Genomic DNA, 19,589 nt, shown 5'->3' on the forward strand with positions numbered 1-19,589 from the left:
CGCCGTTTCTGAAGATGATTTGATGCTGTCTTATTTTATAAAAAAAATCATCATGTTTTTTGAGGGGCTTCAACGACGCCCGAACGGGTGGCTCTGCGGGATGCCCCGGTTGGCGGTTTGCGGGCGTTGCGCGGCGCTCAGGCGCAAGTGCAGGCGCAGCAGGTCGGCGGCGATCTCCAGTTGCCCGCGCTCGATGTGCGCGATGATTTGCAGGTGTTCGCGCAAGGCTTCCTGCAGGCGGTGCACGCTGACCGAGGGCAGCAGGTTCGGCAGGCGTCGAAGACTCTGGTGCTGCAACAGGGCGTCGCCAATGAAGCGGTTGCCGCAGCTCTGGGCCAGCAGCTCATGGAAGCTGATGTCCAGCTCGCGGAACTGCTGGATATCGAAGTCTTCCACCGGGCGTGCCAGCAGGGCTTGCATGGCGCTGCGCAACAAGGCCAGGCGTTGCGGGTCGGCGTTGAACTGCCCGCCGAGCAAAGCTTCGGGCTCAAGGATCAGGCGGAACTTCAGGCTTTCTTCCAGCGCGGCGAGGCTGTTCAGTGAGGGTCGAAACAGCCAGGACTGGCCGGGGCCGCGTTCAATCGCCTGGCTCTCGGTCAATTGCTGCAAGGCTTTCTGCGCCGCCGGCCGGCCGATGTCGTACCGGCGCATCAACTCGCTGATGCTGATGCTGTCGCCCAGGCGCCCGGCCATGCGGTCGCGCAGGACCGAGGCGGCCAACTCTTCTTCTTCGGCCTGGGGCAGGGCGGCGTTGAAGGCCTGGCCGGCGGGGGTGGCGATCAGGCGATAGCCTTTGCCGGCTTCATGGCTCAGCAGGTTTTCTTCCAGCAGCACTTTCAGGGCGCCACGAATCAGGGTGCGCGAGACCTGAAAGGTGCGCGCCAGTGCTTGCTCGGCCACCGGGTCACCGGTCACCAGCCCGCTTTCCTGGGTGTGCTCCAGGATCCTGCGGGCCAGTTCCAGGTGGTTGGTGCGGGGTTTCTTTTCGGCTGTTGTGCTCAAGCGTCTTATCTCGGTTCGGTCGCTTTGGACTCAGGTGCTCATCTTATGCCATGGGCCGCTTAATCGTCAGGCGCAGAAAAAAAGCGTTGACATCTTCTGATACTGGTCCTAATTTCTAAAAAAAAACACATGTAATCGTTTCTCGTTTTGCCGTACTGCCTTCGAAAAAACAATAAACAATCGTCGGGTGAGTATCATGAGAAAGCTGAAAGACGTGCTGTGCGTGGGGTTGGCCGTTTCCCTGGCGATCGCTACACAGGCTGCAAGCGCGAAAGACATGGTGATTTCCATCTGGGACGGCTACATGGCCCCGGATGCGCTGGACAAGTTCAAGGCGGCCAGTGGCGTCGATGTCGACAAGGCCTTGCACGCCACCAACGAAGAAATCATGGGCAAGCTCATGGCGTCTGGCGGGGAAGGGTACGACGTGGTCTTCGTCTCCTCGCCCTTCGCCGAAGTCCTGCACAAGCAAGGCCTGCTGGCCGACATCGATCCGGTCAAGGTCCCCAATCTCAAAAACCTCTACCCCGAAGCGAGTCACCTGGAATACGACCCCGGCAACCATTTCTCGGTGCCTTACACCTGGGGGACGACGGGCATCTGTTATCGCACCGACAAGGTGACCCCGGCGCCGCAAAGCTGGAACGACCTGCTCAACCCCAGCGATGCGCTCAAGGGCAAGGTCACGATGCTGGCCACCGACCGCTGGATGCTCGGGGCCGGTTTCCTCGCCAAAGGCTGGTCGGTGAACGACAGCGACCCCGGCCAGATCGCCGCGGTACGGGATCAACTGATCGCCACCAAAAAACGCATCCTCGCCTTTGACGACACCACCTTCTATTCCAAGCTCGCTTCCGGCGAATCGCTGATGGCGCACGCCTGGGACGGCTGGTGCAACTACGGCACCCAAGCCAACGCGGCGATCAAGTTTGTCGTGCCCAAGGAAGGTTCCGACCTGTGGGTGGACACCATGGTCGTGCTGAAAAGCTCGAAGCATCAGGACGAGGCGTTCAAGTTCGTCAACTTCATGCTGGCCAAGGAGAACCACGTCTGGGTCGCTGAAAACATCCTCTACAAAATCCCCAACCAGGCCGCAATGGCCGGCTTGTCCGCTGACCTGCTCAAGCAATACCCCAACTTGACCATCGCTCCGAGCGAACTGGTGAAGATGGAGCAATTGCGCGACCTGGGCGGCACCACGCAGAAGGCCTACACCCGAGCTGTCACCGAAATCATGGCAGCCCAGAACTAAGCCCCACACAACGCAAGCCGCATCGAACCGAGGCATGTCATGCATGCCTCGCCACGCTCGCAAGCCGCCTCGGTCCTGAGGCGGGAGGATATGGGTAATGAGTGCTTTGCATGCTGACAGGCGTCTGTCGGCCTGGCTTCTTGCGCCCGGCTTCGGCTGGCTGCTGACTTTTCTGGTGATTCCGTGCTTGCTGGTGCTGGTCTATAGCTTCGTCGAACGCGGTGCTTATGGCGGTATCGATTGGTTGTTCACCTGGGAAAACTACCAGCGCGCATTTGATCCGCTGTACCTGAGCATCCTGCTCAAATCGGCAAAAATCGCCGGTCTGGCAACGGTCTTCGCGGTGTTGATCGGCTACCCGGCGGCCTACGCCATTGCCCGTGCGCCACGGCGTCGGCAAGCGGTATTCCTGTTTTTGGTGATGCTGCCGTTCTGGAGCAATTACCTGATCCGCACCTACGCCTGGATCGTCCTGCTCAACCGTGAAGGCCTGATCAACCGCCTGCTGCAACTGTGCGGCTACAGCGGTGATTCCATCAGCCTGCTGTACACCGAAGCGTCGGTGGTGCTGGGGCTGGTCTACAACTACATCCCGTTTGTGATCCTGGCGATTTTCTCCTCGCTGTCGCGGATCAACAACGAACTCTGGGACGCCTCCAAAGACCTCGGCGCCTCGGGCTGGATGACCTTCCGCCGGATCATCCTGCCCCTGAGCGTGCCCGGTATTGCGGCGGGCGCGGTGTTTGTCTTCGTCCTCAGCATCGGCAATTTCATCACCGCCGATTTGCTCGGAGGCAAGCAGGTGCAGATGGTCGGCAACCTGATCTACTCGCAGTTCCTGACCGCGCGGGACTGGCCGTTCGGCGCGGCGCTGAGCTTCTTCCTGATCGCGATCATGCTGGTCCTGTTGTTCATCCAGGCACTGGTGGTCCGTCGTGCCGAAGGGGGCCGCCCATGAGTCGATCACCTTCCGTTGGCGGCAGCGTCCTCAATGCGCATCTGGGGTTGGTCTACGCCTTTCTCTATGTGCCGATCCTGGTGCTGATCCTGCTCTCGTTCAACAAGTCCGGCTTGCCCACGGCCTGGGGCGGGGTGTCGCTGAAGTGGTACGCGGCGCTGGCGCACAACTCGGCGATTTTGTCGGCGGCGCTCAACACCCTGATCGTGGCGCTGTCGGCGACCTTCATTGCCTGTGTGCTCGGTACCTTGCTGGCGCTGGGCATCGAGATGCGTCGCAAGGGCGATGACAAGGGTCAAGTGGTCGATACCTTGTTGATGGCGCCGATGATCATCCCCGACATCGTCCTGGCCATCGCGCTGCTGAGCTTTTTCAACCTGCTCAAGGTCGGGCTGGGGCTGCACTCGATCATCATCAGTCACGCGGTGTTCAACATCGCCTTCGTCTGCGCCGTGGTGCGCACGCGGCTCAAGCATTTCGACTACTCGATTCTCGAAGCCTCGATCGACCTCGGCGCGAGCTGGTTCACCACCTTTCGCCGGGTGCTGTTGCCGGCGATTTTTCCCGGCGTGCTGGCCGGTGGTTTGCTCGCGTTCACCCTGTCGGTGGACGAATTCATCATCGCCTTTTTCAACTCCGGTTCCGGCCAGGCCTCGACCACGTTACCGATGCAGATCTACGCCATGATCCGTTTTGGCGTCACTCCGGAAATCAACGCTCTGGCGACGCTGGTGATGCTGGTCAGCATCACCGCGCTGCTGGCTTCGCAGCGTCTCAACAAGGCTCCTCGCACCCATGAATAATTCATCTGCGGTACTGATCCTGGACAAGGTCAGCAAGTCTTATGGCAACGGCCTGGCCGTCGACGAGGTGTCGCTGAACATCCGCGAGAACGAGTTCTTCGCTGCTCGGACCGTCCGGGTGCGGCAAGACCACGCTGCTGCGCATGCTCGCCGGCTTCGAGACGCCCAGCGGCGGCTGCATTTACCTGGACGGCAAGGACATCTCACCGCTGCCGGCCAACAAGCGGCCGTTGAACCTGATGTTCCAGTCCTATGCGCTGTTTCCCAACATGACCGTGCGCAAGAACATTGCCTATGGCCTGGAAATGGAACGTCTGCCGGAAGCGGAAATCCGCCGCCGGGTCGATGAGGTGCTGAGCACCGCGCAACTCGGGGAGCTGGCCGAGCGCAAGCCCGATCAGTTGTCCGGTGGTCAGCGTCAACGGGTCGCCCTGGCGCGGGCATTGGTCAAGCGTCCTCGGGTGCTGCTGCTCGATGAGCCACTGGGCGCGCTGGATAAAAAGCTGCGGGAAAAAATGCAGCTGGAACTCAAGCGCCTGCAACTCGAAAGCGGCATCACCTTCATCATCGTCACCCACGATCAGGAAGAAGCGCTGGTGATGTCCGATCGCATGGCGGTGCTCGACGGCGGCAAGGTCTGCCAGTGCGGCAGCCCGAGCGAACTCTACGAGAACCCCAACAGCCGCTTCGTCGCCAACTTCATCGGGGTCAGCAACCTGTTCGAAGGCGTGCGGTCGGGCGAACGTTCGGTGCGGGTCAACGGCCAGGAGCTGGTGGTCGAGACAGACGTACCGCTGGTGCCCGGTCAATCGGTGGCATTGGTGGTGCGTCCGGAACGCCTGCAAGTACTGACCGAGGAGGGTGGCACTTGCGCCAACCAGGTCAGCGGCAAGATCGTCGAAATCGCTTACCACGGCCTCGACACCAACGTGCATGTGCAGACGGGCCTCAGCGACAAGGCCCTGATCGTTCGCGTGTCGTCCTCGCAATTCGAATTCGCCCGTTTCGCAATCGGTACGACCATCCGCTTGGGCTGGCAGCCTCGCCATGCCCGTGTTTTGACGCGCTGAACAATAAAAAGACCAGGCAGGAGTATCTCTCGATGAAACAGAAAGTGATCGCCTTCTTTCCGGAAGCCGCTTATGGCCCGGCGCTGAACTCAGTCGGTATCGCCCAGGCCTGCGAAGCCTTGGGCCACAAGGCGGTGTTCCTTACCGACCCCGGAATGAGCGGCGTGTACGCCGGTTACGGGTTTGAAGAGCACATGGTCAACATGTCGGCACCGATGCCTCCCGAAGACATGGCGCGTTACTGGGTTGACTTCATCAACGGCCACATTCCCAACTTCCGCAAGTCACCGCTGGAGCAGATCGACAACTACGTGAAGGAGTGCTGGGCCGCCATCGTCGAGACCGCCAAGTGGGCGCAGAAGGACCTGCCGGCGGTGCTGGACAAGGTGAAGCCTGACTTGATCTGCGTCGACAACGTGATCCTGTTTCCGGCGATCAAGCAGTACGGCAAGCCGTGGGTGCGGATCATTTCCTGCTCGGAAAACGAGATCGAAGACCCGGATATCCCGCCGCACCTGTCGGGCATGAGCATCGACGACAAGGCTGGGCATGCGCAATTTCGCCGGCGTTACGAAGAGGTGGTCGGGCCGATCCATGACGACTTCAACCGGTTCCTGCAAGCCCATGGCGAGCAGCCCTATCCGCTGGGGACCTTCTTCGAAGCCTCGCCTTACATGAACCTGTTGCTGTACCCGGACGCGGTCAAGTTCGAACGTCGCCACCCGCTGCCGGCCGAGCGTTTCCATTACCTGCAAGGTTGTGTGCGACACGACACAAACTATGAAATTCCAACGTTCCGCGCCAACAACGACAAGCCGTTGCTCTACGTCAGTTTCGGCAGCCTCGGTTCCGGTGATGTCGACTTGCTCAAACGCTTGATTAACGCGGTGGGCCAGTTGCCGTACCGCGCGCTGTTCAACGTCGGCGAGCACCTCGATGAGTACCCGGACCTACCGGACAATGTGCAGATATCCAACTGGTTCCCGCAGCCTTCGGTGATTGCCCAGGTCGATGCGGTGATCCACCACGGCGGCAACAACAGCTTCACCGAATGCCTGTTTTTCGGCAAACCGGCGATCGTCATGTCGTACGTCTGGGATGGTCACGACAACGCCATGCGCGCCGAAGAAAGCGGCCACGGCTTCAAGCTCGACCGTTACCAATGGACCGAAGACCAATTGGCGGAAAAACTCGCCGCATGCCTCAACGACGAGGCCATGCGCCAACGCCTGCAGCGCACCAGCGCACAGATGCAATCACGCAAGGGGCCGGCCGACGCGGCCGCCATTCTCGACAAGGTGCTCAACCATGCCTGATCCATCCACCACGGCCGGATTCACGCCGTACCTCGAAGCCGTCCGCACCCGTACCGACCTGGTGGACTGGGGCGTGCAGAGCGACGCCGTCGAAGGCGTCTCGCATTCCAGCGGCCGCCTGCTGTTCAAGGGGCCGAACAACAGCCCGGAAACCGGGCTGTGGGTCTGCACGCCGGGTCGCTGGCGTCTGGCGATTCCCCGTGACGAGCTGTGCCATTTCATCGCCGGCGCGGCCACGTACCGTCATGACAATGGCGAAGTGATCGAAGTTCGCCCCGACACCCTGGTGCTGTTCCCGGCCGGCTGGACCGGCGAATGCCACGTCCGGGAAACCCTGCGCAACGTTTATATGCTGGCCTGACACCTGTTCCCTCTGTAGGAGCGAGTCTGCTCGCAATGGACGTCAACGATGCCAGGGGCTGCCTGGATAAACGCGGTGCCCTGGCGTCCTTCGCGAGCAAGCTCGCTCCTGCAGTTGCCAGGCGTTAACCCCTTTTTTATTGGAGAAGAACTATGACCACCCCGTTTCTCTACAACCCGCTGGAAATCACCGAAGTCAAAGACTGGGGCGTGATCCCGACCATGCTCGAAGGCGAGTCCCGTGTCTCCGGCGTGGTGCTGCACAAAGGCCCCGAAGGCCAGTCCGAATGCGGCGTGTGGATCTGCACGCCGGGCAAGTGGTTTTGCCATGTCACCAGCGACGAGTTCTGCCATTTCCTCGAAGGCCGCTGCACCTACGTGCACGAGTCCGGCGAAGTGATCGAGATCAAACCCGATACGGCGGCTTTCTTCCGCAAGGACTGGAAGGGCGTCTGCACCGTCCACGAGACCGTGAAAAAGGTCTACATGATCCGGTGAATGCCATGACAGATGCACTTGCGTCACTGCCCACCCGTGAACACCAGCGTGCAGCCTTTCTGGCGCGCGCCGGTTACGCCGGGACGTCGCTGGTCGCGTTGCCGGCCGATGCGTCGAGCCGGCGATATTTTCGCCTGGAGGGGGCCGGTTTGTTGCTGATGGATTCACCGCCCCACAGCGAGCCGATTGGCCCTTTTGTCCAGATTGCCCGTCAATTGCACCGGCTGGGATTGTCGGCACCGGCCTTGTTGCAAGTCGACGAAGTGGCGGGGCTGGCGTTGATCGAGGATTTCGGTCACGACACCTACACCCGGTTGTTGGCGGCCGGCTACCCGGAGCGCGAGTTGTATCGCCTGGCGGTTGATGCATTGGTGGCGTTGCATGGCTCGGCGCCAGACGCCGCGCTGGCGGCATACGACGCCCGGCAATTGAGCGACGAGTGCGCGTTGTTCATCGACTGGTATGCGCCGTTGTTGATTGGCAAGGAGGCCGCGCAGGCATTGCGCGAGTCGTATCTGCAGCAGTTTGCCGATGCCTTTGCCGATGTCGCGCAACGTCGCGAAGCGCTGGTGCTGCGCGACTTTCACGTCGACAACCTGATGTTGTTGCAAGGCCGCGTAGGCGTGGCGGCATGCGGCCTGCTGGACTTTCAGGATGCGCGGGTGGGCGCGGCGGCCTATGACTTGATGTCGCTGCTCGAAGACGCTCGCCGCGACATGTCCGAAGGACTGCGTGTCGCATTGCTCAGCCATTACCTGGTGCAGCGCCCGGAACTGGATGCCCCGCGTTTTCTTGAGGATTACCGGCGCCTGGCCGCCCAGCGTCACGCCAAGGTGCTGGGGATTTTTGTGCGCCTGGCCGGACGCGACGGCAAGCACGGCTACCTGGCTCACCTGCCGCGCACCCTGGGCCTGTTTGTACGAGCGCTGGACACCGAAGCCCTTGGGCCGCTTCGCCAGTGGCTCGACCGGCACTTGCCGCTGTGGCGCCAACCTTTGCCCGACACGACCCTGGCGGCGTTGCGCGAAACCCCATATCGATTGGTTCAAGGATCCTCCCATGGCCACGTTCAACACTGACATTGCCTTACGCTTCATCAATGCCCAGTACCTGCCACTGACCAGCGAGCGCGTGCGCCAAGTGCTGGACCCGGCGACCCTGCAACCGGTCGGCCAGGTCGGCCTGGGTGACGAAACCGATGTGCAGGCGGCCATCGACGCGGCGACCGCCGCGCAAAAACAATGGCGTCTGGTCGATGCGAAAAGCCGCGCCGCACGCCTGCATCAACTGGCCAATGCGATTGAGCAGGACATCGCCTGCAACCGTGAAGTCGCACGTTTGATGACCCTGGAAATGGGCAAGCCGTTTCCCGAGGCCATGGGCGAGTTGGCCAACTGCGCACCGATCTTTCGCTATTACGCGGAAATGGCCCGGGACGATGCGGGCAAGGTCGCCGGCACCACGCAGATCGGTTCTTTCCAGCATGTGCGCTATGAGCCCTACGGCGTCAGCGTGCACATCATGCCGTTCAATTTTCCGATCCTGCTGATGTGCTGGACGGTCGCCGCCTCGCTGGCGGCGGGCAACGCCTGCATCGTCAAGCCGGCGGAAGCCACGACCCTGTGCACCCTCAAATTCATGGAGCACTTCATCTCACTGCTGCCGGGGCTGGTGTCTTGCGTGCCGGGCGATGCGGCCACCGCGCAGTTACTGGTGAAGTCAGCAGGGACCCACGCCGTGGCCTTTACCGGCAGCGTCGCCGCCGGCCAAGCCGTGGCGGTGGCGTGCGCGCAGCAGATGAAACCCTGTGTGATCGAGGCCGGGGGCAGCGACCCGTTGATCATCTCCCGACACGCGCCGCTGGAGGTGGCGGCTGCTGGCGCCGTGACCGCAGCGTTCCATCTGAGCGGGCAGATCTGCACCTCGGCGGAACGCTTCTACGTGGTCGATGAGGTCCACGACGAGTTTGTCGCGAAGTTTGCCGAGCGCACCCGCGCCTTGCGCATCGGCCACGGCCTGGAACGTTCGGAAATCGGGCCGATGGTCAGCGAGGCGGCGCGCAACAAGGTCATGCGCCTGGTCGACGACGCGCTGGCCAAGGGCGCGACGCTGGTTTGTGGCGGACGCATACCGCCACAGCACAGCGTCGGCTGGTTCTATGAACCGACCATTCTGACTGGCGTCACCGATGACATGGCGATTCTTCAGGAGGAGTGTTTCGGCCCGGTGGCGGCGATCTGTCGCGTCAGCGATTTCGACGAAGCGGTGCGCTTGGCCAACGATTCGCCGTTCGGCCTGGGTGCTTCGTTGTTCTCCACCGACCTTGCCGAAGCGATGGAGGCCGCCGATCGCCTGGAGGCGGGGATGGTCTGGGTCAACAACCCGCTGATCGACAACGACGCATTGCCGTTTGGTGGCTGGAAGATGTCTGGGCTGGGGCGCGAGTTGGGACGCCAGGGTCTGGAAGCGTTCCGCCGCTCGAAAATGGTGATCATCGATCACCAGCCGAAGATCCAGGACTGGTGGTATCCCTATGCCGACGATGTGTTCTATCGCGATCCGGCTTGAGGCTTTGGCACACAGGGGGAATTTGTCATGAGGGACAATGTTGGCTGGCCGACCCTGGCGGTGATCCTCGCCGCCGGGCAGGGCACTCGCATGCGCTCGCTGCTGCCGAAAGTCATGCACCCGATAGGTGATCGACCGCTGCTCGGCCATGTGCTGGCGGCGGTCGAGGCCGCCGGTATCGAGCAGGTGGCGGTGGTGCTCGGTGCGGGTGGGCCGGTCGTGGCCGACTACCTGCAACAGGCGGCACCGACCGCGCAACTGTTTACTCAGCATGAGCAACTGGGCACCGCCCACGCGCTACTCGCCGCCCGCGGAGCATTGCAGGCCCATGAGCAGGGCTGTGTGCTGGTGCTGTTTGGTGACTCGCCGCTGATCAGTGCGCAGACACTCTCGCGGTTGCGCCAGGCGTTGATCGATGGTGCGGCGGTGGCGGTGGCCGGGTTTCACACCGATCAGCCTGGACCCTACGGGCGCTTGCTGATGGAGGACGGTCATTTACGGGCGATCCGCGAGGCCAAGGATGCCAGTGCAGATGAGTTGCAAGTCAGTTTCTGCAACGGTGGCGTCATGGGGCTGCGTGCCGACAGCTGTCTCTGGCTGTTGGAGCGCATTGGCAACCGCAATGCCCAGGGTGAGTACTACCTGACCGATGTCGTGACTGTGGCCAACAGTGCCGGTTTGCCGGTGACGGCGGTGCCAGTGGAGGAGGACGATGTGCGCGGGGTCAATGACCGCGAACAACTGCTTGCCGCCGAACGGATTTACCAGCAGCGCCAGGCAAACTTGTAGGAGCCAGCCTGCTGGCGATGGACTCAAGGGCGCCGCGTTTATCCAGACCACACGCCTTATCGTTGACGACCTTCGCTGGTGAGCCAGCTCCTACAAGGGCATACGCAACAACTGTAGGAGCTGGCTTGTCGAGTCGCCGCATCGCAGCGAAGGTGCCCAAAAGATCGCCATCGTCATCCAGCCGATCGGGTTTCAATGGCTGCCACTGGTCGATACGGCATTGATCTATGGACGCATAAAGACTAATTTCGAGTCCATGGAGTCAATAAGAGTATCGGACATGTCCGTCGCCGTGCAGACCCAGGGATTCGACAAAAGCCAGTGCGTGACCGGTTTGCGGGCCGCTGTCGGCATCCTGGAAAAATGGGCCGCGTCCAGCGAGCAGGCCTGCCGCATCCTGCGTATTTCCCGCAGTACCTACACTCGCGCCAAACAGCGTGACCCGGATTGGTCGGTGGCGCTGGATGCCGACCAGATGCAGCGCATCAGTTTTGTGCTCAACATCCACGCCGCGCTGCGGCTGATCTTTGATAACCCGGAAAACGTCTATGGCTTCCCGGCGATGGCCAACGATAACGAGTTCTTCAATGGCCGGACCCCGCTCGATGTGATGTCCCAGGGCGACATGATTTCGCTGTACGAGACGTTTCGGCGGATCGATGCGTTGCGGGGCGCGCAATGGTGAGGGTGGAGCAGTTGCCGGCGTTTGCCGGCCAACAACTGCAAGCCTGGCGGCTGGTCAATTCGAAGTTTCCGCCGATTGCGATATTCGATGACGTCGCCGACGCCGATGAGTTTGACGTGCTGTACCAGATCCAGGCATTGACCAATCCGCGGCTGAAAAACGAGGTGGGCCACCTTGAGTTGATACCCAGGGCGGAAATACCGTTCGGCATCCCTGGCTGTTCCTACGCGACAGCGCCCTTTACCCATGTGAATCCGGCGGGCTCGCGCTTCAGCGATGGCCGTTTTGGCGTGTTGTACCTGGCCGATTCCATCGACGCGGCGCTCGCCGAAGTGCAGCATCACCAGAGCCTGTACTGGTCGAAGGTGCACAACCTCAACTACGAGCGCTTTGTATTTCGTGGCTTGTCCTGCTCTTTCGTCGATGCGGCGATGAAAGACGCAACATCCATCCCGATGACCGATCCGCTGTATGCGCCGGACGATTACACCGATTCCCATCGCTTTGGCAGGGCCATCAAGGACGCGGGCTGTCCGGGCCTTCGCTACCATTCCGTGCGGATGCCCGGCAGTCACTGCTGGGCGCTGATGACCCCCAGGCCGGTGCTATCGATTATCCAGACCGCCCATTACGAGATGGTCTGGAACCGGCACATCACCAGCGTCAGCAAAATAAGCGAAGCCTGAACTCAGGCCTTGACCCAGCGTTGGCGGCTCCAGCTGCTCAGCGAATCGACGGCGAACACCAGCAACAGCATGGCCAGAATCACCGTGCTGGCTTGCGCTTCCTGGAACAGGCTGAGGCTGACATACAGCATCTGACCCAGGCCGCCCGCACCGACGAAACCCAGCACACTGGCCATGCGGATGTTGTTCTCCCAGCGGTACAGGACGTAAGCCAGCAGTTGCGGCAGCAGGTTGGGCAGGGTGCCGTAACAGAACGCCCACAACGCGTTGCCGCCTTGCAGGCGAATCGCTTCGGCCGGTTGCGGCGGGGTGTTTTCCAGGGCTTCGGCGAACAGGCGGCCGAGCACGCCGGTGGTGTGCAGCGCCAACGCCAGGGTCCCGGCGTTGGGGCCGAGCCCGGCGGCCAGCACCATCAGCGCCGCCCATACCAGTTCCGGCACCGCGCGCAGGGCATTGAGCAGCAGGCGCGAAGCGCTTTTGAATGGCCAGCCGAAACGCCCGGAGGCGGGCAGTGCCAACAGCAGGCCGAACACTGCCGCGAGCAGAGTACCCAAGGCCGACATGGCGATGGTTTCCAGGGCGCCACGGCCGATGGCTTGCAGATGACCCGCGCTCAGGTCCGGGCTGAGAAATCGCTGCGCATAGGCGCCCATCTGTTTCAGATTGCCGCTGGCGCCCAATTCGCCGAGGTCGATGCCCAGGTAGCTGAATGAAGCGACGATGGCGACGCCGATGCCAAGCAGCAGCACCAGATTGATCAGGCGATTCATGCCAGCCTCCAGCGCAGCAGGCGGCTGAGTTGATCGGCGAGCAGGACCAGCACGAGGAACGTCAGCAACAGGCTGGCGACTTCACCGCTGGCGAACATGCGCAGCGACAGGTCCATCTGCTGGCCCAGGCCACCGGCCCCGACGAACCCCATCACCACGGAGGCGCGAATCGCGCATTCCCAGCGATACACCGTGTACGACAGCAGCTCTGCCGCGACATTGGGCAAGATTCCGTAGGCAAATGCTGCGAGCCGGCCACTGCCGGCTTGCAGCAATGCGTGGGTCGGGCGCTGGTCGACCGACTCGAAAATCTCCGCATAGACCTTGCCCAACATGCCGCTGTAGGTGATGGCGATGGCCAGCACCCCGGCCGTCGGACCGAGGCCGACCGCACGCACGAACAGCAGGGCCCAGACGATTTCCGGCACGCTGCGCAGGAAGATCAATAACCCGCGCACCGGCCAGCGCAGCAGTTGTGCCCAGGGACTCGGGCGTCCGGCACGGGACGCCGCCGACAACGACAGCGCCCGGCTGGCCAGCAGGCTGGCGGGGACGGCCAACAACAACGCCAGGGCCATGCCCGCCGTGGCGATGGCCAGGGTCTGCAAGGTCGCTTGCACCAACAGTTGAAGGAATTCTTCGCCGTGGGCCGGAGGCCAGAAGGCGGAGACGAAACGGCCTATCTCGCTCTGGCTGTCACCGGCCAGCAGCACGCTCAGGTCCAGCTCGCTGAAATGGATGCCTGGCCACAACAGGGCAATCGCCAGCAGGCTGAGCAGCAGGCGGGGCAGGGCGGCGGGGTCGCGGTTGTCTCGCGTCAGCATCGGGGTATCTGCACGCTCAAGGGCGGCGGAGCAACCGGGGAGAATTGCAGTTGCTCGTTGGCGTAGAGCTTGTCGAGCAGGTCGCGGTCGACCTGGCTGGCCGGCAGGTCAAACAGGATCTGTCCGTCGCGCAAGCCGATGATCCGCGAAAAATGCGCCAACGCCAGTTCCACCGCATGCAGGCTGGCGACCAGGGTGACGTTGTGTTCGCGGGCGTGGTGGCAAAGAACCGACAGCGTGTGCTCGGCCAGCACCGGGTCCATGGCTGACACCGGCTCATCGGCCAGCAGCACCTCGGGCGCTTGATACAGCACGCGGGCAATGCCCACGCGCTGTAACTGACCACCGGACAATTGCTGGCACTGCGCGAACAACTTGTCGCTCAGGTCCAATCGGGTCAACGCCGCACGAGCGCCGGGAATGTCCAGCGGATGCACCAGGTTCAGCAGGCTTTTGCCCAGGCCCCACTGACCGATCTTCCCGGCCAGCACCGCCGTGACCACGCGTTGGCGGGGCGGAAGCGGTGGCGCCTGATGCACCAGGCCGATCCGCGCGCGCAGGCGCTGACGCTGCCGGGCAGACAGCTGCCAGGCCCGCTCGCCCAGCACCTGCAGTTCACCGCTGCTGGGTCGCAGGGCGGTGGCCAGCAGGTTGAGCAGGCTCGACTTGCCGGCACCGGACGGGCCGATGATGGCCACCTGTTCGTTGGCGCCGATGTGCAGGTCCAGGCCCTGCAACGCATGGACACCGTTACTGTGGGTGAGGCTGACGCCATTCAAGTGCAATGTCATTTGAGCAGGTCGGCGGCGCGCGCGGCTTCCTCGATACCCTTGTAGTTCTCGGGGTTGGTTTCGATGAAGCGGCTGGCGGCTTGCAGGTCCAGAATCTCCTTGTCCGCCGGTTTCGCCGGATCGAGGGCGAGGAAGGCGGCCTTGATCTTCGCCGCGAGGGCCGGATCCAGGGTTCCGCGCACGGTCCAGTTGTAGTCGAAGTAGGCCGGGGTGGTGGCAAACACCTTGACCTTGGTGGTGTCGACCTTGCCGGCCGCCACCAGTTTTTCCCAGACGCTGGCGTTCAACACCCCGGCGTCGACCTTGCCGGCCTGGACCCAGGCCACCGTGGCGTCATGGGCGCCGGAGTAGCCGACGCGACTGAAATACGTTTCCGGCTTGATGCCATCCTTGAGCATGAAATAGCGCGGCATCAGGCTGCCCGAGGTCGAGGACACCGAACCGAAGGCAAAGCTTTTGCCCTTGAGATCGGCCAGGGATTTGACGGCCGGGTCGGCGGTGATGAATTTGCTGGTGAACTGGGCGTCCTGTTCACGCTGTACCAATGGGATGGCATTGCCGGTTTTCAGGCGTGCCTGCACGAACGTAAAGCCTCCGAGCCAGGCCAGATCGATGCGGTCGGTGGCCAGCGCCTCGACCACCGCCGGATAGTCGCTGACCGGTACGAACTCGACCTTCATCCCCAGCTGCTGCTCCAGGTAGGCGCCCAGTGGCTTGAACTTGCGCAGCAGTTCGGTCGGAGCTTCATCAGGAATCGCGCTGACTTTCAAGGTGTCGGCGGCGTGGGTCAGCAGGGTGCAAACAGACAGGGTCAAGCCGACGGCCAATGCCAGGGTACGCTTGAGCATGGAGGTTCTCCGGTGCATTTACGGAAAAATGACGATGCGCCCGTTGCCAGCCAATTGCTGCCGGGCGCTTTGTGAGGGTAGACGAATCGGAACGAGAGGAGGGCGAACGTACAGAGCGATGGTCGTTCGGTCAAGGCCCGCTCCTACAGGCAATACTGTTCAGTTAAGAGATAGAGCGAGCGATCAAAAACCTGTGGCGAGGGAGCTTGCTCCCGCTGGACTGCGCAGCAGTCCCATTTTTGGGGGCGCTTCGCGCCCCAACGCGAGCAAGCTCGCTCGCCACAGATGCAGTATTCGTCCTTAAACGAACAGCATTGCGTTCCTACAGCAGACGGCCGTGGAACGCCGCGTCGAAAATTTCCGCCGCGCCGGCCCGGGTGATCGGCAACGGGTTGCCGCCGGCCGACGGATCGACAACGGCCATGTCCGCGATCAGGCCGGCCTGTTTGTCGTCCACCCCCAGTTCAAACAGGGTGTGGGGCACGCCGATGTCCTTGCGCAATTTGAGGACGAAGGCCAGAAAACTGTCGAAGCCCGGGGAGGGCAAGCGCAAATAAGCGGCCAGGCGGGTGACGCGTTCTTCAATGGCCGGGCGATTGAATTTCAGCACGTAGGGCATCAGGGTGGCGTTGGTCATGCCGTGGTGGGTGTCGTACAACGCACCAATCGGATGGGCGAGGGCGTGCATGCCGCCCAGGCCTTTCTGGAAGGCGGTGGCTCCCATCGCCGCGGCCGCGAGCATTTGCCCGCGCGCGTCGAGGTCCGAAGGGGTGTGCACCGCCCGCACCAGTGCGTTGGTCACCAGGCGCATGCCTTCGACCGCAATGCCATCGGCCATGGGGTGGAATCCCGGCGCACAGTACGCCTCCAGGCAGTGCGCCAAGGCATCCATGCCCGTGCCGGCGGTGATTTTGGCCGGCATGCCGACGGTCAGGGCCGGGTCGCTGATGACCACGCGGGGCATCATTTTCGGATGGAAGATGATGCGTTTGGTGTGGCTCGCCTCGTCGATGATCACCGCCGCACGGCCCACTTCAGAGCCCGTGCCCGCCGTGGTCGGCACTGCGATGACCGGGGCGATGCGGCTTTCATCGGCGCGGGTCCAGTAGTCGCCGATGTCTTCGAAATCCCAGACCGGGCGGGTCTGGCCGCTCATGAACGCAATGAGCTTGCCCATGTCCAGGCCGCTGCCGCCGCCGAAGGCGATCACCCCGTCGTGTTGGCCGGCGCGCCAGGCGTCGAGTCCGCCGGCCAGGTTGGCTTCGACCGGGTTGGGCTTGAGGTCGCAGAACAGCGCCACGCCCAGACCGTCGGCGCGCAGGGCATCGAGGGCCGCCGTGGTGATCGGGGCCCGCGCCAGGCCACTGTCGGTGACCAGTAACGGTCGCTGGATCCCCTGGCTGCGACAGACCTCGGCCAGCTCGGTGATGCGGCCGACACCGAAGCGAATGCTCGTGGGGTAATTCCAGTTTCCGGTCAGGCTCATGGTTCAGATCTCGTGGCGCAGATGGAAGGATTTGGCACGGGTCAGGTGTTCATAGCCCAGCCGCGACAAGGTCACGCCGCGCCCGCTGTTCTTCACGCCGGTCCAGGCCAGGGCCGGGTCCAGGTAATCGCAGCGATTCATGAACAGAGTGCCGGTGTCGATCTCGTCGCCCAGGCGTTCGGCGGCGGCGAGGTCCTGGGTCCAAATGGAGGCGCTGAGCCCGAACTCGCTGTCGTTGATCAAGGCGAGCGCCTCGTCGTCGCCGCTCACCGGCATGATGCCGACCACCGGACCGAAGCTTTCATCGCGCATGACGGACATGTGATGGGTGACATCGACCAGCACCTGCGGCGCCAGATAAGCACTGCCCGGCACATCGACGGGAAAGGCCTTCGGATCGATCAGCGTCTTGGCGCCCTGGGCCAGGGCCTCGGCGATCTGGGCGCGCACGAAGACCGCCGCGCCAGGCGTCACCAGCGGCCCGAGCGTGGTGGCCGGGTCCAGTGGATTGCCCAGCACGTACTGACGGGTCAGGTTGGCGAAGCGCTCGATAAAGGGCAGATAGATTTTTTGATCGACATAAATGCGTTCGACGGCGCAGCAGCTTTGCCCGGAATTGAAGAAGCTGCCGTCCACCAGGTTTTCTACCGCATGTTCGAGGTGGGCGTCGGCCCGCACGTAGGCCGGGTCTTTGCCGCCGAGTTCCAGGCCCATGCCGAGGAAGCGTCCCGTGGCCGCGCTTTCCATGGCCCGGCCGGCGTCCACCGACCCGGTGAAATTGACCTGTTGTACCTGTCCGCCGGCAATGATCGCGGCGGTCTGGTCATGGTCGAGCAACAGGTTCTGGAACAACCCGGGCGGCAGTTGGGCGCGATGCATGGCGGCGGCAAACCGTTCGCCCACCAGCAGGGTTTGTGAAGCGTGTTTGAGGATCACCGCGTTGCCGGCCATCAACGCCGGGATAATCGTGTTGACGGCGGTCAGGTAGGGGTAGTTCCACGGAGCAATCACCAGCACCGTGCCCAGCGGTTCACGTTTGATCAGCCGGCGAAAACCGGCGATGGGCGTGGGTTCAACCGCTGCCAGGGCCTGCGGCGCAATGGCGATCATGTAACGCGCGCGTTCCTCGAAACCCCGCAGCTCGCCCGCGCCAAAACGCACCGGACGGCCCATTTGCCAGGCCAGCTCCGGGACGATCTCGTCTTTCATGGCCAGCATCGCGTCCACCGCCGCGCTGCAAAAAGCCGCGCGCTCGCTCAGTGGCCGGCGTTTCCATTGCGCCTGAGCGACCTTGGCCGCCGCCAAGGCCTGTTCGATCTGTGCCGCCTCGGCATATTGGCGCTCGGCGTAAACCCGGCCATCCACCGGCGAAATAAGCTGAATAGTCGAAGACATGTCGGTCTCAATAGCGCTCGAAGCCGCGCTGCAATTCCCAATCGGTCACTCGCCGGTCGTACTCTTTCTGTTCCCATTCGGCGGTGTGCACGTAGTGGTCGACCACTTCATCACCGAAGGCTTCGCGCAACATGCTCGAACCCTGGAGGGCGGCACTGGCCTCGCGCAAGGTCTTGGAGACTTCGGGCAGTTGCTCGTCGAGATACGCATCACCCTCGAAGGGTGGGGCGAGGTCGAGTTTCTCGTCGATCCCCGCCAGCCCGGCAGCGATCAACGCGGCGAAGGCCAGGTAGGGATTAAGGTCGGCGCCGCCAATGCGACATTCGATGCGGATGGATTTGCTGCCCTCGGCGCACAGGCGAAAGCCGGCGGTGCGGTTGTCGCGGCTCCACACCGCTCGGGTCGGGGCAAAGGTGCCGGCCTGAAAGCGCTTGTAGGAGTTGATGTAGGGCGCGAGAAAACAGGTGATGTCGTTGGCGTATTTAAGCTGCCCGGCCACCCAGGAACGCATCAGTTTCGACATGCCGAACTCGGCCTTGGCGTCGTAAAAAAGAGGTTTTCTGGCGTTCTTGTCCCACAGCGAATTGTGGATGTGACTGCTGGAACCGGCGGCGTCATAGCGCCACTTGGCCATGAATGTGATCGCCTTGCCTTGCAGTTGCGCGATCTCCTTGCAGGCATGCTTGATGATGACGTGATGGTCGGCCATGGTCATGGCATCGGCGTAACGGATGTTGATTTCTTCCTGGCCCGGTCCCCATTCGCCCTTGGAGTTCTCCACGGGAATGCCTGACGCCTGCAGGTGCTTGCGAATCGCCCGCAGCACCGGCTCTTCGCGGGTGGTCTGCAGGATGTTGTAGTCCTCGATGTAGTGACCCGCGGTTTTCGGCTTGTGGTAATTGCGCTTGTGGATGGCTTCGTAACTTTCGTCGAACAGGTAGAACTCCAGCTCCGAGGCGAACATGCCGGTGTAGCCGCGCTCACGCAGACGCTCGACCTGTTTTTTCAGAATCGCCCGGGGGCTGTGCGGCAGGTCCCGTCGATGGTGATGGTCAAGCACATCGCAGAGCACCAGCGCCGTGCATTCAAGCCAGGGCACCTTGCGCAGGGTGCTCATGTCAGGCTTGAGCACAAAGTCGCCGTAGCCTTTGCTCCAGCTGGCGGCGGCATAACCGGGAACCGGCTCCATGTCGATGTCGTCGGCCAGCAGGTAATTGCAGCAGTGGGTTTCTTCGTGGCCGCTGTCGATGAAAAACTCGACCTGAAAGCGCTTGCCGACCAGTCGCCCCTGCATGTCGACCATGCACACCAGGACGGTATCGATTTCGCCAGAGGCGGCAGCACGCTTGAGTTCATCAAAGCTGAGGAGAGGCTCGGTCATCACGGCAAGTCCTGCGCAAATGGTGTTGGGCCTGTCTGAGTTAGCTGTTGCAGACGCTCTCCAGAAAAACCCAAAACCTGCAGATGCGAGCATCGTGAGCAATAAGC

19 protein-coding genes and 1 pseudogene are annotated in these 19,589 nt (G+C 62.4%); 12 read left to right on the top strand and 8 right to left on the bottom strand.

Translation table 11 applies throughout. The features are described 5' to 3' along the window. Positions 1-69 precede the first annotated feature (69 nt). Positions 70-1,002, bottom strand: coding sequence for an FCD domain-containing protein (locus ACGJAX_RS18735; RefSeq protein ID WP_390955685.1), 933 nt, complete (start codon positions 1,000-1,002; stop codon positions 70-72). Between the two features lie 196 nt (positions 1,003-1,198). Here ACGJAX_RS18735 and ACGJAX_RS18740 point away from each other — a divergent pair, with 196 nt between their 5' ends. The 12 genes and pseudogenes from ACGJAX_RS18740 to ACGJAX_RS18795 all read left to right on the top strand — a co-directional run bounded on the left by ACGJAX_RS18740 (position 1,199) and on the right by ACGJAX_RS18795 (position 11,987). Then, entirely contained in the window at positions 1,199-2,254 is a 1,056-nt protein-coding gene (locus ACGJAX_RS18740) for an extracellular solute-binding protein (protein WP_390955686.1), read from the top strand. 97 nt (positions 2,255-2,351) lie between these two features. After that, a complete protein-coding gene (locus tag ACGJAX_RS18745; protein ID WP_390955687.1) occupies positions 2,352-3,212 on the top strand; it encodes an ABC transporter permease subunit in 861 nt (286 codons plus the stop codon). Further along, a complete protein-coding gene (locus ACGJAX_RS18750; protein ID WP_047530223.1) occupies positions 3,209-4,015 on the top strand; it encodes an ABC transporter permease in 807 nt (268 codons plus the stop codon). The genes ACGJAX_RS18745 and ACGJAX_RS18750 overlap by 4 nt, the downstream gene beginning before the upstream one ends. Continuing rightward, a pseudogene (locus tag ACGJAX_RS18755) lies at positions 4,008-5,085 on the top strand (ABC transporter ATP-binding protein). The gene ACGJAX_RS18750 and the pseudogene ACGJAX_RS18755 overlap by 8 nt, the downstream one beginning before the upstream one ends. Before the next feature lie 32 nt (positions 5,086-5,117). Further along, on the top strand, positions 5,118-6,401 hold the full coding sequence (locus ACGJAX_RS18760) for a nucleotide disphospho-sugar-binding domain-containing protein (RefSeq protein ID WP_390955688.1): 1,284 nt from the start codon (positions 5,118-5,120) through the stop codon (positions 6,399-6,401). Beyond that, positions 6,394-6,762 (top strand): cupin domain-containing protein, encoded by a 369-nt coding sequence (locus ACGJAX_RS18765; RefSeq protein ID WP_248915046.1) that lies wholly within the window; start codon positions 6,394-6,396, stop codon positions 6,760-6,762. The genes ACGJAX_RS18760 and ACGJAX_RS18765 overlap by 8 nt, the downstream gene beginning before the upstream one ends. Before the next feature lie 152 nt (positions 6,763-6,914). Then, positions 6,915-7,259 carry a cupin domain-containing protein gene (locus ACGJAX_RS18770; protein WP_090462618.1) on the top strand — a complete coding sequence of 115 codons (345 nt, stop codon included), beginning with the start codon at positions 6,915-6,917 and terminating at the stop codon, positions 7,257-7,259. A gap of 5 nt (positions 7,260-7,264) precedes the next feature. Next, the gene (locus tag ACGJAX_RS18775) at positions 7,265-8,338 is read left to right on the top strand and encodes a phosphotransferase (protein WP_390955689.1); all 1,074 of its coding nucleotides are present in this window, start codon (positions 7,265-7,267) and stop codon (positions 8,336-8,338) included. Continuing rightward, a complete protein-coding gene (locus tag ACGJAX_RS18780) occupies positions 8,319-9,827 on the top strand; it encodes an aldehyde dehydrogenase (protein WP_248915044.1) in 1,509 nt (502 codons plus the stop codon). The genes ACGJAX_RS18775 and ACGJAX_RS18780 overlap by 20 nt, the downstream gene beginning before the upstream one ends. Before the next feature lie 27 nt (positions 9,828-9,854). Then, entirely contained in the window at positions 9,855-10,616 is a 762-nt protein-coding gene (locus tag ACGJAX_RS18785) for an NTP transferase domain-containing protein (protein WP_248915043.1), read from the top strand. A gap of 280 nt (positions 10,617-10,896) precedes the next feature. Beyond that, positions 10,897-11,301: an antitoxin Xre-like helix-turn-helix domain-containing protein gene (locus ACGJAX_RS18790; RefSeq protein WP_090323065.1), complete on the top strand. Its 405-nt coding sequence runs from the start codon at positions 10,897-10,899 to the stop codon at positions 11,299-11,301. Continuing rightward, entirely contained in the window at positions 11,295-11,987 is a 693-nt protein-coding gene (locus ACGJAX_RS18795; protein ID WP_390955690.1) for an RES domain-containing protein, read from the top strand. The genes ACGJAX_RS18790 and ACGJAX_RS18795 overlap by 7 nt, the downstream gene beginning before the upstream one ends. A gap of 2 nt (positions 11,988-11,989) precedes the next feature. On the opposite strand, the gene phnE is transcribed toward ACGJAX_RS18795, so the two are convergent. From phnE to ACGJAX_RS18830, 7 genes are all read right to left on the bottom strand, one after another. Further along, the gene (gene phnE / locus ACGJAX_RS18800) at positions 11,990-12,757 is read right to left on the bottom strand and encodes a phosphonate ABC transporter, permease protein PhnE (protein ID WP_390955691.1); all 768 of its coding nucleotides are present in this window, start codon (positions 12,755-12,757) and stop codon (positions 11,990-11,992) included. Then, positions 12,754-13,581 carry an ABC transporter permease subunit gene (locus tag ACGJAX_RS18805; protein ID WP_390955692.1) on the bottom strand — a complete coding sequence of 276 codons (828 nt, stop codon included), beginning with the start codon at positions 13,579-13,581 and terminating at the stop codon, positions 12,754-12,756. Before ACGJAX_RS18805 ends, phnE begins: the two co-directional genes overlap by 4 nt. Next, positions 13,575-14,372 carry a phosphonate ABC transporter ATP-binding protein gene (locus tag ACGJAX_RS18810; protein WP_090323059.1) on the bottom strand — a complete coding sequence of 266 codons (798 nt, stop codon included), beginning with the start codon at positions 14,370-14,372 and terminating at the stop codon, positions 13,575-13,577. The genes ACGJAX_RS18805 and ACGJAX_RS18810 overlap by 7 nt, the downstream gene beginning before the upstream one ends. After that, positions 14,369-15,220 carry a putative selenate ABC transporter substrate-binding protein gene (locus ACGJAX_RS18815; protein ID WP_248915041.1) on the bottom strand — a complete coding sequence of 284 codons (852 nt, stop codon included), beginning with the start codon at positions 15,218-15,220 and terminating at the stop codon, positions 14,369-14,371. The genes ACGJAX_RS18810 and ACGJAX_RS18815 overlap by 4 nt, the downstream gene beginning before the upstream one ends. A 322-nt stretch (positions 15,221-15,542) precedes the next feature. Then, positions 15,543-16,706, bottom strand: a complete 1,164-nt coding sequence (locus tag ACGJAX_RS18820; RefSeq protein WP_390955693.1) for an iron-containing alcohol dehydrogenase — start codon at positions 16,704-16,706, stop codon at positions 15,543-15,545. A 3-nt stretch (positions 16,707-16,709) separates the two neighbouring features. Further along, positions 16,710-18,101 carry an aldehyde dehydrogenase family protein gene (locus tag ACGJAX_RS18825; protein ID WP_390955694.1) on the bottom strand — a complete coding sequence of 464 codons (1,392 nt, stop codon included), beginning with the start codon at positions 18,099-18,101 and terminating at the stop codon, positions 16,710-16,712. 7 nt (positions 18,102-18,108) lie between these two features. Continuing rightward, a complete protein-coding gene (locus tag ACGJAX_RS18830) occupies positions 18,109-19,482 on the bottom strand; it encodes a glutamine synthetase family protein (protein WP_390955695.1) in 1,374 nt (457 codons plus the stop codon). Positions 19,483-19,589 lie beyond the last annotated feature (107 nt).

This window comes from Pseudomonas moorei, from assembly GCF_042846945.1.
GTDB classification, from domain to species: domain Bacteria; phylum Pseudomonadota; class Gammaproteobacteria; order Pseudomonadales; family Pseudomonadaceae; genus Aquipseudomonas; species Aquipseudomonas moorei.

Coding starts and splice junctions, on each gene's coding strand:
- ACGJAX_RS18785 (WP_248915043.1), top strand. CDS start 9,855: ATGAGGGACAATGTTGGCTGGCCGACCCTGGCGGTGATCCTCGCCGCC.
- ACGJAX_RS18760 (WP_390955688.1), top strand. CDS start 5,118: ATGAAACAGAAAGTGATCGCCTTCTTTCCGGAAGCCGCTTATGGCCCG.
- ACGJAX_RS18745 (WP_390955687.1), top strand. CDS start 2,352: ATGAGTGCTTTGCATGCTGACAGGCGTCTGTCGGCCTGGCTTCTTGCG.
- ACGJAX_RS18830 (WP_390955695.1), bottom strand. CDS start 19,482: ATGACCGAGCCTCTCCTCAGCTTTGATGAACTCAAGCGTGCTGCCGCC.
- phnE (WP_390955691.1), bottom strand. CDS start 12,757: ATGAATCGCCTGATCAATCTGGTGCTGCTGCTTGGCATCGGCGTCGCC.
- ACGJAX_RS18770 (WP_090462618.1), top strand. CDS start 6,915: ATGACCACCCCGTTTCTCTACAACCCGCTGGAAATCACCGAAGTCAAA.
- ACGJAX_RS18820 (WP_390955693.1), bottom strand. CDS start 16,706: ATGAGCCTGACCGGAAACTGGAATTACCCCACGAGCATTCGCTTCGGT.
- ACGJAX_RS18795 (WP_390955690.1), top strand. CDS start 11,295: ATGGTGAGGGTGGAGCAGTTGCCGGCGTTTGCCGGCCAACAACTGCAA.
- ACGJAX_RS18790 (WP_090323065.1), top strand. CDS start 10,897: ATGTCCGTCGCCGTGCAGACCCAGGGATTCGACAAAAGCCAGTGCGTG.
- ACGJAX_RS18750 (WP_047530223.1), top strand. CDS start 3,209: ATGAGTCGATCACCTTCCGTTGGCGGCAGCGTCCTCAATGCGCATCTG.
- ACGJAX_RS18780 (WP_248915044.1), top strand. CDS start 8,319: ATGGCCACGTTCAACACTGACATTGCCTTACGCTTCATCAATGCCCAG.
- ACGJAX_RS18775 (WP_390955689.1), top strand. CDS start 7,265: ATGACAGATGCACTTGCGTCACTGCCCACCCGTGAACACCAGCGTGCA.
- ACGJAX_RS18805 (WP_390955692.1), bottom strand. CDS start 13,581: ATGCTGACGCGAGACAACCGCGACCCCGCCGCCCTGCCCCGCCTGCTG.
- ACGJAX_RS18825 (WP_390955694.1), bottom strand. CDS start 18,101: ATGTCTTCGACTATTCAGCTTATTTCGCCGGTGGATGGCCGGGTTTAC.
- ACGJAX_RS18765 (WP_248915046.1), top strand. CDS start 6,394: ATGCCTGATCCATCCACCACGGCCGGATTCACGCCGTACCTCGAAGCC.
- ACGJAX_RS18815 (WP_248915041.1), bottom strand. CDS start 15,220: ATGCTCAAGCGTACCCTGGCATTGGCCGTCGGCTTGACCCTGTCTGTT.
- ACGJAX_RS18740 (WP_390955686.1), top strand. CDS start 1,199: ATGAGAAAGCTGAAAGACGTGCTGTGCGTGGGGTTGGCCGTTTCCCTG.
- ACGJAX_RS18810 (WP_090323059.1), bottom strand. CDS start 14,372: ATGACATTGCACTTGAATGGCGTCAGCCTCACCCACAGTAACGGTGTC.